The organism is Raineyella sp. (genome assembly GCF_034933565.1).
In the GTDB taxonomy this organism is placed as follows: Bacteria; Actinomycetota; Actinomycetes; order Propionibacteriales; family Propionibacteriaceae; genus Raineyella.
Map to the genome: position 1 here is coordinate 39,551 of NZ_JAYFNG010000030.1, position 12,520 is coordinate 52,070.

Annotated in this window: 9 protein-coding genes; 7 read left to right on the forward strand and 2 right to left on the reverse strand. The window is 72.3% G+C overall.

The window, feature by feature from the left end; genetic code table 11:
• Nucleotides 1-87 precede the first annotated feature (87 nt).
• From VB059_RS09540 to VB059_RS09550, 3 genes are all read left to right on the forward strand, one after another.
• Nucleotides 88-1,881 (forward strand): dihydroxyacetone kinase family protein, encoded by a 1,794-nt coding sequence (locus VB059_RS09540; protein WP_323421791.1) that lies wholly within the window; start codon nt 88-90, stop codon nt 1,879-1,881.
• Complete coding sequence (locus VB059_RS09545; RefSeq protein ID WP_323421792.1) at nt 1,878-2,336, forward strand: ribose-5-phosphate isomerase; 459 nt, start codon at nt 1,878-1,880, stop codon at nt 2,334-2,336. Before VB059_RS09540 ends, VB059_RS09545 begins: the two co-directional genes overlap by 4 nt.
• A 178-nt stretch (nt 2,337-2,514) precedes the next feature.
• Nucleotides 2,515-3,267, forward strand: a complete 753-nt coding sequence (locus VB059_RS09550) for an L-ribulose-5-phosphate 4-epimerase (RefSeq protein ID WP_416339533.1) — start codon at nt 2,515-2,517, stop codon at nt 3,265-3,267.
• A gap of 281 nt (nt 3,268-3,548) precedes the next feature.
• On the opposite strand, the gene VB059_RS09555 is transcribed toward VB059_RS09550, so the two are convergent.
• On the reverse strand, nt 3,549-4,274 hold the full coding sequence (locus VB059_RS09555; protein WP_323421793.1) for a GTP pyrophosphokinase family protein: 726 nt from the start codon (nt 4,272-4,274) through the stop codon (nt 3,549-3,551).
• Between the two features lie 100 nt (nt 4,275-4,374).
• Between VB059_RS09555 and VB059_RS09560 the strand changes: the two genes are divergently transcribed.
• The 3 genes from VB059_RS09560 (at nt 4,375) to VB059_RS09570 (ending at nt 9,569) form a co-directional block, all read left to right on the forward strand.
• Entirely contained in the window at nt 4,375-5,145 is a 771-nt protein-coding gene (locus VB059_RS09560) for a HEAT repeat domain-containing protein (RefSeq protein WP_323421794.1), read from the forward strand.
• A gap of 106 nt (nt 5,146-5,251) precedes the next feature.
• Nucleotides 5,252-7,234, forward strand: coding sequence for a M3 family metallopeptidase (locus VB059_RS09565; protein WP_323421795.1), 1,983 nt, complete (start codon nt 5,252-5,254; stop codon nt 7,232-7,234).
• Between the two features lie 91 nt (nt 7,235-7,325).
• Nucleotides 7,326-9,569, forward strand: a complete 2,244-nt coding sequence (locus tag VB059_RS09570) for a DEAD/DEAH box helicase (RefSeq protein WP_323421796.1) — start codon at nt 7,326-7,328, stop codon at nt 9,567-9,569.
• A gap of 146 nt (nt 9,570-9,715) precedes the next feature.
• Here VB059_RS09570 and VB059_RS09575 read toward each other — a convergent pair whose 3' ends face one another.
• Nucleotides 9,716-11,341 carry an HNH endonuclease signature motif containing protein gene (locus tag VB059_RS09575; protein ID WP_323421797.1) on the reverse strand — a complete coding sequence of 542 codons (1,626 nt, stop codon included), beginning with the start codon at nt 11,339-11,341 and terminating at the stop codon, nt 9,716-9,718.
• Nucleotides 11,342-11,470: 129 nt separating this feature from the next.
• On the opposite strand from VB059_RS09575, the gene VB059_RS09580 reads away from it, so the two are divergent.
• Nucleotides 11,471-12,478: an aldo/keto reductase family protein gene (locus VB059_RS09580; RefSeq protein ID WP_323421798.1), complete on the forward strand. Its 1,008-nt coding sequence runs from the start codon at nt 11,471-11,473 to the stop codon at nt 12,476-12,478.
• Nucleotides 12,479-12,520: the final 42 nt, after the last annotated feature.

Here is a 12,520-nt window from a genome sequence, read left to right on the forward strand (position 1 = left end):
GTCTCCGGGGTCGGGCAGCCATCGCCCACCGCCGGAGCACCACCGGGGCCGGATCCTCGCGATGAGCAGCGACGGAAAGGACGCGCCATGACTCATCTGTTCAACGATCCCGAAACTTTCATGGAGGACGCACTCGTCGGCTTCTGTGACGCCTTCTCCCGCTACGTGCTGCAGGTCCCCGGGGGTGTCGTCCGCCGGGCGGCCACCCCGGAGGGCAAGGTCGCCGTCGTGGTCGGTGGCGGCTCGGGCCACTACCCCGCCTTCTGCGGTGTCGTCGGCGACGGCTTCGCCGACGGCGCGGTGGTGGGCAACATCTTCACCTCCCCCTCCACCGAGGACGCCTACAACGTCGGCCGCGCCGCGCAGAACGGCGGCGGCGTCCTCTTCATCACCGGCAACTACGCCGGTGACGTGATGAACTTCAACCTGGCCCAGGAGCGGCTGATCGCCGACGGCGTGCCGACCCGCAACGTGTACGTCACCGATGACGTGGCCAGCGCCCCGGTGACCGAGATCGCCAAGCGCCGCGGCATCGCCGGTGACTTCGTCGTCTTCAAGGTGGCCGGTGCCGCCGCGGACGAGGGCGCCGATCTGGCCGAGGTGGAACGCCTCGCCATCCTGGCCAACGACCGGACCCGGACGATGGGCGTCGGCCTGGACGGCTGCACCATGCCCGGTGCCGCCGACAAGCTGTTCCACGTCCCGCCGGGGCGGATGGGCGTCGGACTGGGCATCCACGGTGAGCCGGGCATCGCCGAGTCCGACCTGCTGCCCGCCCGCGACCTGGCCGTGATGCTGCTGGAGCGGGTGCTGGCCGAGGAGCCGGCCGACTCCACCAAGCGGGTCGGGGTGATCCTCAACGGCCTGGGTGCCACGAAGTACGAGGAGCTCTTCGTCGTCTGGCGGACCGTGGCCGCCGAGCTGGCCCGGCGCGGCTACACCGTCGTCGACCCCGAGGTCGGCGAACTGGTCACCAGCCTCGACATGGCCGGCATCTCGCTGACCCTGGTCCACCTCGACGAGGAACTGGAGAAGTACTGGACCGCCCCGGCCGACACCCCGGCCTATCGCAAGGGGGCGGTGGACCGGCGCGACGCCCCGGTCCGTGACCTCTCCGCCCTGGTCACCGCCGGCGGGGACGTACGACAGGGCAGTGCCGGCTCGCGGGAGGCCGCCGCGGTGGCCGTCCGGGGGCTGGCGGCGATGGATGCCCGGATGCGCGCCGAGGAGGAGGAACTGGCCCGGATCGACGCGATCGCCGGTGACGGCGACCACGGCCGCGGCATGGTCCGCGGGGTCAGCAACGCGCTCGAGGCCGCGCAGGCGGCGGCCGCCGCGGAGGGCGGCGTACGGTCCGTGCTCGGTGCTGCGGGCGAGGCGTGGGCCGGCAGGGCCGGCGGCACCTCCGGGGTGCTGTGGGGCCGGGCCCTGCAGGCGTTCGGCGAGGTGCTCGGCGATGACACCGACCGGATCGACGCGACCCAGGTGGTCGCCGGGGCGCGGGCGTTCCTCGACTCGATGGTGACCCTCGGCAAGGCGCACGTGGGGGACAAGACGATGCTCGACGCCCTGGTGCCGTTCGTCGACGGGCTGGAGCAGGAGGTGGCGGCCGGTCGGTCGCTCACCGAGGCCTGGGGCGATGCCGCGCAGATCGCGGTGCGCGCCGCGGCCGACACGGCGGCGCTGTCGCCGAAGGTCGGGCGGGCCCGCCCGCTCGCCGAGCGCAGCGTCGGCACCCCCGACGCGGGCGCCACATCGCTGGCCATGTGCGTCGTGGAAGTGGGTGACGTCCTCGCGGACCGGAAGGCCGGACAGGGCAGTGCCGGACAGAGCGGTGCCGGACAGGCACGTGCCGGACACGGAAGTGGTGAACAGGAATGACCGACAAGTACCGCGTGGTGGTGGGCGCCGATGACGCCGGCTACGACTACAAGGAACGGATCAAGGCCGATCTCGAGAAGGACGAGCGCGTCGCCGAGGTGATCGACGTCGGGGTGGACTCCGAGCAGCTGACCGACTACCCCCACATCGCCGTCGACGCGGCCCGCAAGATCGCCGCCGGCGAGGCGGACCGGGCGCTGCTGATCTGCGGCACCGGGCTGGGGATGGCGATCAGCGCCAACAAGGTGCACGGGGTGCGGGCGGTCACCGCCCACGACTCGTACTCGGTGGAACGCTCCGTGCTCAGCAACAACGCCCAGGTGCTGTGCATGGGCCAGCGGGTGGTCGGCATCGAGCTGGCCCGCCGGCTGGCCAAGGAATGGCTGGACTACACCTTCGACGAGGGCTCGCCCTCCGCCGTCAAGGTGGCGGCGATCAACGAGTACGACAGCTGATCGCCCGCTGACGGCCCCCCGACGCCCGGTCCTGAGGGCCGGGTGGCGCCCCGGACCCGGGTCCCCCACCCGGGCCCGGGGCCGGACCGACCGCCGTACGTTCCCGCCGCCGGCGCCCGTGCCGGCGACCCTCGACTTGCGACCTTCGACTTGCGACCTTCGACTCCGGGAGTGACCCATGATGCAACTCGAATCCCTGCCGGACCACCTCCGGCGCGCCGTCGCCGAGACCCGCGAGCGGGTGGCCGCGCTGCATGCCGAACTGCCCCGCTGGGGCCTGGTCGTCTGGACCGCCGGCAACATCTCCGAGCGGGTGCCCGGCGCCGACCTGTTCGTGATCAAACCGTCCGGTGTGTCGTACGACGACCTGCGGCCCGAGCAGATGGTCGTCTGCACCCTCGACGGGGCCAAGATCGACGACGGCACGCCGCGCTCGCTCCGGCCCTCCTCCGACACCGCCGCCCACGCCTACGTCTACCGGCACATGCCTGCGGTGGGTGGGGTGGTGCACACGCACTCCACGTACGCCACCGCCTTCGCCGCCCGTGGCCAGCAGATCCCCTGCATCCTCACCATGGTGGCGGACGAGTTCGGCGGGCCGATCCCGGTCGGGCCGCTGGCCATCATCGGGGACGACTCGATCGGGCAGGGCATCGTCGACACCCTCACCGGCCACCGCTCCCGCGCGGTGCTGATGGCCCAGCACGGCCCGTTCACCATCGGCGCCGACGGCCGCGACGCCGTCAAGGCCGCGGTGATGTGCGAGGAGGTGGCCCGCGCGGTCAGCATCGCGCAGCAGCAGGGGCCGGTCCCGCCGCTGCCGCAGGCGATGATCGACAAGCTGTGGTACCGCTACCAGAACGTCTACGGGCAGCACGACGTGGACGAGCAGCCCGGGGTCCACGGGCAGCCAGGGGAGGCCGCCGGGTAGCCGCTGCCCGCGTGCGGAGGAGACGCCGCTCCGCACCGGAGCCCTGCGCGTGGTGGTGATCCCGCTGCCCGCGTGCGGAGGAGACGTCGTACGGTGCCCTCGGGAGGCCCAGCCTCGCCCCGTCCGGGGGCGCCGTACGACCCTCGGCGCGGGTCGGACCCCATGCGGGGCAGGCGTCCACCTTGGTCGGCCCCCTACGGGGTCAGGTCCCTCCACGGGGCAGGCCTCCACGGGGCAGGCCTCCACCTGCCAGCCCTCCGCGCGGTCAGGTCTCCGCGCGGTCAGAAGTTGACCGAACCGCCGTCGACCGAGGTCCGGTCCCCGGCCAGCAGGTGCGGCCCGTCGCCGCGGATCTGGCGGTGCAGCGCCTCCATGTCGGCATCCAGCTTCGCCGAGCTGAGGGCGGTGCTGTAGAGGCTGTCGAGGAGTGCCTCGGGGACCGTACGGTCGAACTTGTAGTAGATCTTGTGCTCCAGGGCGGCCCAGAAATCCATTGCGATGGTGCGGAACTGCACCTCCACCGGGACCCGGGCGGTCCGGTCGGTGAGGAACACCGGGACCTCGAAGATCACGTGCAGGCTGCGGTAGCCGTTGGGCTTGGGCTCGGCGATGTAGTTCTTCACCTTGAGCACGGTGAGGTCGTTCTGCGCGCACAGCACGTCCCGCACCCGGTACACGTCGCTCTCGAACGAGGTGATCACCCGGACGCCGGCGATGTCGGTGATCGCCTCGCGGACGCCGTCGATGGTGGGGTCGACGTGGCGGCGCCGGGCCTTCGCGACGATGCTCGCGGGGGACTTGAGCCGCGCCGTCAGGTGCTCGATCGGGTTGTAGTCGTAGGCGTGCTCGTACTCCCGGCGCAGGATCGTCAGCTTGGTCATGACCTCGTCGATGCCGGCCTGGTAGGTCAGCAGGACGCGGGACAATTGGCTCCCGTGGGCGACCAGTCGCTCGTACGCCACGAAGGTGTCGTCGCGGGGATCGTCGGCATCGATGTCATCGCCCATACGGTCCAGCGTAGGTCGTGCCCGGTCAGCGGCCGGTCAGAGGGTTGAACCATCATCTACCCTCGGGGCATCCGTCGGACCGTCCGGCACAGGAGGACCCATGACCAGCCGCCCCACGACCCGTCGCCCCACGACCGAAACGCTCATCCGACGCCTCCACCACACGGACGAGAACGTCCGGCTGCGGGCCGCGATGGACCTCGGCACCTCGGCGGACCCCGAGGCCGCGGCCGTGCTCGTCGGCCGGCTCGGTGCGGAGGCGGACCCGGCGGTCAAGGAGATGATCACCTGGGCGGCGGTGCAGCACGCCGAGCACGCGATGGGTGCGCTGATGGTGCAGCTCTACAGCGCCGACGCGCCGGTCCGGGCGCAGGCCGCGCACGTGCTCAGCAAGATCGGCGGCGAGCCCGTCGTCCGGCCGATCCTGCCGGTGATCGGCGACGAGGACCCGGTGGTGGCGGTCAAGGCCGCCCGGGCGGCCGCGTCCACCGGCAGCCCCGCGGTCGTCCCGGCGCTCATCGCCCGGCTGGGGGAGGGCGACGCCGCCGTCCGGGACGCCCTCACCGATGCCCTGATCGTGCTGGCGCAGTGGGCCGTCGAGCCGCTCGTCGCCGCCCTGGCCGACCCGGACCCGATCGTCCGGATCCATGCCGCCGACACCCTCTCCGATCTCGGCAGCCCGCAGGCCGACCCGGCGATCCCGACCCTCGCCGCTCACCTGGCCGATCCCGAGCCCGATGTCCGACTGGCGATGCTGTGTGCCCTCAGCCGGCTCGATCACGCGGCGACCGACGGGCTGCTGACGGACCTGGCCGCCGGGGCGGACGCCGAACTGGCGTACGTCGCCGGTCGCCTGCTGCGGCACCGCTGAGTCCTGCAGCGCCGCGGCCCTGCAGCGCCGCGGCCCTGCGGCGCCGCTGGGGGCCGGGCGGCGCGAACGTCGGTGGGTGTCGGACCCACCTCGTACAGTGCTGACCATGACCAGTCCCGCTCCGCTGCACCTGCCCGCGCCCGAGCACGCCGCCGCCTGGCTCGAGGAGCGGCGGACGGCGTTGCTGGACGAAGTGGAGCGCCGGGTGGCCGACCTCAGGGCCGCCCCACCCGGCGACCCGATGGGCACGCTGCGCCGGTGGAACGACATCACCCTGGCGCTCAGCGACCTGTGGGCCATCGGGTCGGTCCACGCGCAGGTCCACCCCGCCGAGGAGGTCCGTACGCTCGGCGACCGGGTGGTGCAGGAGGCCAGCCGGGTGTCCACCGAGTTGTCCCTCGACCCGGAGCTCTACGCGGTGTTCGCCGCGCTCGACCCGACCGGCCTGCTCGATGCCGACCACCGGCCCGATCCGGTCGCCCGCCGGCTGCTCGAGCGGGTGCTGCGTGACTTCCGCCGTTCCGGGGTCGATCGTGACGAGGCGACCCGGGCCCGGCTACGGGAGCTCGACAGCCGCCAGGTCGACCTGGGTCAGCAGATGAGTCGGACGATCCGCGCCGACGTGCGGTCGGTGCGGGTGACGCCGGAGCAGTTGGCCGGTCTTCCGGAGGACTGGATCGATGCCCATCCGGCCGACGAGGACGGCCTGGTCACGGTGACCACCGACTATCCCGACGCAGTGCCGTACGTCACCTTCGCCGAGGACGCGGCCGTCCGCCGGGCGCTGCGGGTCGAGTTCCTCAACCGCGGCTGGCCCGACAACGATGCCGTGCTGCGGGAGTTGTTCGCGGTGCGCCGGGAGGTGGCGGAGCTGCTCGGCTACGGCAGCTGGCCCGACTACGCCGCCGAGGTGATGATGATCGGCACCGGCGAGGCGATCCCCGCCTTCGTCGACCGGATCGCGGAGCTGGCCCTCCAGCCCGCCCGGCGCGACCATGCCGTGCTGCTCGACCGGCTGCGCCGCGACGTCCCCGGAGCGACGACGATCGACGCGGCCGACTCCGCCTACTACGCCGAACTGGTCCGCCGCGAGCGGTACGGCGTGGATGCCCAGCAGGTCCGCCGCTACTTCGACGTCGACAAGGTCCGCGCCGGCCTGCTCGAGGTCACCGGCCGGCTGTTCGGCCTGACGTACGTCCCGGTCGACCCCGCCGAGGCGCACGTCTGGCACGAGGAGGTGGCCGCCTACGACGTGCTCCGCGCCGACGCCGACGCCGACGCCGACGCCGCGGGCGCGGGCACCGGGGAGCGGATCGGCCGGATCTTCCTCGACCTGCACCCTCGCGAGGGCAAGTACAAGCACGCCGCCCAGTTCACCCTCGCCGAGGGGGTCCGGGACCGGCGGCTGCCCGAGGGGGTACTGGTCTGCAACTTCCCGCGCGGCCTGATGCAACACGACGATGTGGTGACGCTGTTCCACGAGTTCGGCCACCTGGTCCACCACGTGCTCGGTGGGCGGTCGGAGTGGGTGCGGTTCTCCGGGGTCGCCACCGAGTGGGACTTCGTCGAGGCGCCCAGCCAGCTGCTCGAGGAGTGGGCCTGGGACCCGGCGGTGCTCGCCACCTTCGCCACCGACGAGGCGGGCGTGCCGATCCCCGCGGACCTGGTCGAACGGATGCGTCGCGCGGAGGACTTCGGCAAGGGCTACCACGCCCGCACCCAGATGTTCTACGCCGCCCTGGCGTACGACCTGCACGCCCACGACGTGCCCGACCTCACTGCCCGGGTGAAGGAGCTGCAGGAGCGTTACTCGCTGTTCCCCTACCTCGAGGGCACGCACTTCCACTGCAACTTCGGCCATCTCGACGGCTACTCCAGCGGCTACTACACGTACGCCTGGTCCCAGGTGATCGCCAAGGACCTGTTCTCCGCGTTCGACCCCGACGACCTGTTCGAGCCCGGGGTCGCGGCCCGCTACCGCGACACCATCCTGGCCCGCGGCGGGGAGCTGGACGCCGCCGACCTGGTCGAGGACTTCCTCGGCCGGCCCTCGACGTTCGACGCGTACGCCGCCTGGCTGGCCCGGTGAGGGCGATGTATGACAGGGCTGCACATGACAATGACAGGGCTGCGCATGACGTGGCTGCGCATGACCGGGGGCGTGGATGACGGAGGCGCGGATGACGCTGCGTGACGAGGCCCGGACGATCCTGCAGGACCTGACCGGCGTGCCCGGGGCCGACTTCCGCGACGGCCAGTTCGAGGCGATCGAAGCACTGGTCGCCGACCGGCGCCGGGCCCTGGTGGTCCAGCGCACCGGCTGGGGCAAGTCCGCGGTCTACTTCGTCTCCTGCCTGCTGCGACGTCGCCAGGGGGCCGGGGTCACCGTCATCGTCTCCCCGCTGCTGGCCCTGATGCGTGACCAGCTCGCCGCGGCGCAGCGGGCCGGCATCCGCGCGGCGGCGATCAACTCGGCGAACGCGACACAGTGGGACGAGACCATCGCGGCGGTGCAGGCCGGCGACGTCGACCTGCTGCTGATCTCCCCCGAACGCCTCACCAATCCGCGGTTCCGCGAGACGGTGCTGCCCGTCCTGATCGCCGACCTGGGACTGCTCGTCGTCGACGAGGCGCACTGCATCTCCGACTGGGGCCACGACTTCCGGCCAGACTACCGGCGGATCCGCGACCTGATCGCCCGGCTCCCCGAGGGGGTGCCGATCCTCGCCACCACCGCCACCGCCAACAGCCGGGTGATCACCGACATCGCGGAGCAACTGGGCGTACGCCTCCAGGGCGCCGGGCCCAGCACTGCGCCCCCGGCCACCGCGATCCCCCCTGCCGACGCGTCGGCCGCGATCTCCTCGCTCACCGCGCTCTCTTCGTCCTCCGCGCCGCCCCCGTCGAGCGACGTCTTCGTTGTCCGTGGCCCGCTGGCCCGTGACTCGCTGCGCCTCGGCGTGCTGACGTTGCCGACCTCCCGCCACCGGCTGGGCTGGCTGCTGGCCCATCTTGGTGACCTGCCCGGCAGCGGCATCATCTATGCGCTGACCGTCTCCGCCGCCGAGGACACCGCGCGCCTGCTCGCCTCGTACGGTCATCGCGTCCTCGCCTACACCGGCCGGACCGATCCGGCCGACCGTGAGGCGGCCGAACAGGCGCTGAAGACCAACGCGGTGAAGGCGTTGGTCGCCACCAGTGCGCTCGGGATGGGGTTCGACAAGCCCGATCTGGGGTTCGTCGTGCACCTCGGCGCGCCCTCGTCGCCGGTCGCGTACTACCAGCAGGTCGGCCGGGCCGGGCGCGCCGTGCAGTCCGCCGACGTGCTGCTGCTGCCGGGCCCGGAGGACCGCGACATCTGGCAGTACTTCGCCTCCGCCTCGATGCCCAGTCAGGCGAAGGCTTCCGCGGTGCTGTCCGCGCTGGCCGAGGCCGGTCGGCCGCTGTCGGTCGCCGCTCTGGAGGCCCGGGTCGACATCCGGCGCACGCCCCTGGAGCTGCTGCTGAAGGTGCTCGCGGTGGACGGCGCGGCCGAGAAGCTCAGCCAGGGCTGGACGACAACCGGGGCGCCGTGGACGTACGACGCCGAGCGGTACGGCCGGATCGCCGCGGCCCGGACCGCCGAGCAACAGGCGATGCTCGAGTACGAGCGCGGCACGACCTGCCGGATGGAGTTCCTCACCGCCCAGCTCGACGACCCGCAGGCCCACCCCTGTGGGCGCTGCGATGCCTGCCTGGCGGCGACGGGCCAGCGGCCCTGGTACGCCGAGGACGTGCCCGAGGAGTCCCTGGGACTGGCCGGCGCCCAGCTCCAGCACGTCGGGGTGCCGATCGAGCCGCGCCACCAGTGGCCCTCCGGGATGGACCGGCTCGGCATCGCGGTGAAGGGACGGATCGCGGCCGGGGATACCGTCGAGGAGGGCCGGGCCGTCGCCCGGCTGACCGACCTCGGTCACGGCCGGGCGCTGCGGGACCTGTTCGCCCCCGACACCGAGGGGCGGCCGGTCGACCGGCCCCTGCCCGCCGCTCTGGCCCAGGCGTGCATCCGGGTGCTCAGCGGCTGGGACTGGGCCGTCCGACCGGTCGCGGTGATCGGGGTCGGGACCCTCGGCCGGCCCCAGCTGGTCGCCTCGACCGTCTCCGGACTGGCCCGGGTGGGCCGGCTGGCCGATCTCGGGATGCTCCCGCTGCGCCCGGGGGCGGGCCCGACGGCTGCAGGCAACAGCGCCTTCCGGCTGGCTTCGGTGTGGGACCGCTGGGAGGTCCCGGCAGAGCTCGCCGAACGCCTGGCGGGCCTGGACGGACCGGTCCTGCTCGTCGACGACCTGGTCGATTCACGCTGGACGATGGCCGTCGCCGGACGGCTGCTGCGGCAGGCCGGCGCCCCGGCGGTGCTACCGTTGGCCCTGGGACTGGCGGGGTGACGACCCGGACCTGAGGTGTGAGCCGGCGATCCCGGTCAGCCCGGGGCAACCTCGGTCAGCTCCACCTCCGGTCAGCTCCACCTCCGGTCAGCCGCGGGTTCCCCGGTGATCCCTGGTCAGTTCCGGTGATCCCTGGTCAGTCCCAGTCAGGCGGCCGCGGGCAACTCGATGTCGAAGAGGACCTGTACGCAGTCGAAGAGTCGGAAGCCTGCACCGGCCTGCAGCGGGAAGATCCGGTCCGGCTGTTCAGCCGCGGCCCGGGCCGCCGCCTGCACGATGCGCTCGACCAGGTCGGGATCGGGAGCCTCGCCGGTGCCGATGGCGCGTCCGTCCGGGAGGGTGAACACCCGGGCCCCGGGCCGCCCGGTCAGCTTCACGCCACCCTCGTGCACGTACGTGTGGTGGGCCTGACACAGCAGGACCAGGTTGTCGAGATCGGTCGCCCCGCCGTCGGCCCAGAAGACGATGTGGTGCGCCTTCAACCGCCGCCGCTGCCGGCAGCCGGGGAACTGACAGCTCCCGTCCCGGACCCGCAACGCGCGTCGCTGGGCGGGGGTGGCCAACCGCCGCGTCCGGCCCATCGCCAGTACGTCACCTTCGGCGTCACAGATCATCCCGACGACATCCCCGTCACAGGCGTGGCGGGCTGCGGTGGTCGCTTCGACCGGGCCACCACGCTCGATCCATGCCTGTGACGCCCGCAGACTCGCTGGCCCGTGCCCGGGTGCCGACGCTCCCGACGTTCCCGCGGGAACGTCCCCGCCTGACGCCACCGGCGAGGTCGACGCCACCCCGCCGTTCGCCGCCGCCGGCTCGACTGGCACGTTCGATGCCACCGTGTCGGTCGATGCCACCGTGTCGTTCGGGAAAGCGATCGCTCCGGTGAGCGTCTCGACACCGACATGGACCACCACCAGGTTCGGATCGTCGACACAGGTCGTCGGGACCGCGTCCAGGTAGCCGCGGGCCACGTCGTACAGTGCTGCGACCGCGTCGATGACCGACCGATCAGCCGTGCCGTTGCCGTTGGCATTGGTCGCGTCCACGTTGCCCCGGCGGTGGTCGATGGCGTCTACGTCGACCTGGCCCTGGTGGTCGACCTGGCCCTGGTGGTCGGCCTGGCCCGGGTGGTTGACGTGGCGGTGCTCGTGGATGTGGCCGTCGTCGGCGGGCGCGATCGGCTCGTCCGGATGGTCGAGCCGGCGGTCGGTCGCCGCCTCGAGGGCGCCGCGCACGACCGCGGCCTCTTCCGGCAGCATCCGTACGCTGAGGGTGACCATGCCGTCATCGGTCTCGCGCCACGACAGCCGGCGCCGCTCGACCTGGCCCAGGTGCGTCCCGGCGTGGGCGCGATAGGAACGGACCGTGCGGGCCAGCTGGGAGGCGGTCTGGGCCCGGGCCACCTCGCACAGCTCGGCCTCCTCGACCCGTCCGGCCAACCGCGTCACCTCACGGACCTTCGAGTACGTCAGGACGCCGTCGGAGAACAGCTCCGCCACCGTCGGCATGGAGCGTAGCGCCCGCGCGACCCGGACGTGCTCCCGTGCGGTGCCGGGGCTCATCGAACACGCCCACCCCAGCCAGTGTGCGCACGAGGTGATCCCCTCGAACCAGGCCCATCCCACGCCTGCGTCGAACTGTCCGACCAGCTCCAGCAGCCGCGCATCGCAACGCGCCCGGGCAGTCGCCGCCCCCTGGATCCCGACCCCCAGGTCCTCCGCCTCCGGGCGTGGCAACCGATCCGTCCCGACGGCCTCCGACCACTCCCACATGTTCCCCCCAACCGTACGGATGTTCGATACCAGGAGTCTCCACCGGAGCACTGACACTGACGCGGGCATCGGGCAGTCGCCTCGCCGCATTCCCCGGGAGGCAGTGGGACACCGGGCTAGAGTCGCAATATGAAGTTCCGCTACCTCGGCACGTCTGGTCTCAAGATCTCCGAGATCACGTACGGCAACTGGATCACCCATGGCTCGCAGGTCCAGAGCGAGACCGCGATCGCCTGTGTGCACGCCGCGCTGGACGCCGGCATCACCACCTTCGACACCGCTGACACCTACGCGAACACCGCCGCCGAGTCGGTCCTCGGCGAGGCCCTCAACGGGGAACGGCGCGAGTCGCTGGAGATCTTCACCAAGGTCTACTGGCCCACCGGCCCCAAGGGCCACAACGACTGCGGGCTGTCCCGCAAGCACATCATGGAGTCCATCGACGGCTCGCTGCGGCGGCTGGGCACCGACTACGTCGACCTCTACCAGGCGCACCGCTACGACGTGGAGACGCCGCTGGAGGAGACGATGCAGGCCTTCGCGGACATCGTCCGCCAGGGCAAGGCCCTCTACATCGGCGTGTCCGAGTGGACCGCCGAGCAGCTGCGCGCCGGCCAGGAACTCGCCACCCAGATGGGCTTCCGGATCATCAGCTCCCAGCCGCAGTACTCCATGCTGTGGCGGGTGATCGAGCCGCGCGTCATCCCCGCCGCCAAGGAGCTGGGCATCTCCCAGATCGTCTGGTCGCCGATGGCCCAGGGGGTGCTGAGCGGCAAGTACCGGCCCGGCGCCCCGGCCCCGGCCGGCAGCCGCGCCACCGACGAGAAGGGCGGGGCGAACTTCATCCGCCGCTTCCTGGACAACCAGGAGCTCGTCGCCCGGGTCCAGGATCTCCGCCCGATCGCCGACGAACTGGGCCTGTCCATGGCCCAGATGGCGATCGCCTGGGTGCTGCAGAACGACAACGTCTCGGCCGCCCTGGTCGGTGCCTCCCGCCCCGAGCAGATCGCCCACAACGTCGCCGCGTGCGGGGTCACCATCCCGCCGGAGCTGATGATGCGCATCGACCGTACGCTCGGCGACGTCGTCGTCCGCGACCCGTCGCTGACCCGGGCCCCCGAAGGCCGCCCGGCCTGATGCCGCCGGGCCCGGCGGGGGCGGTGATCGTCACAGGCCCGG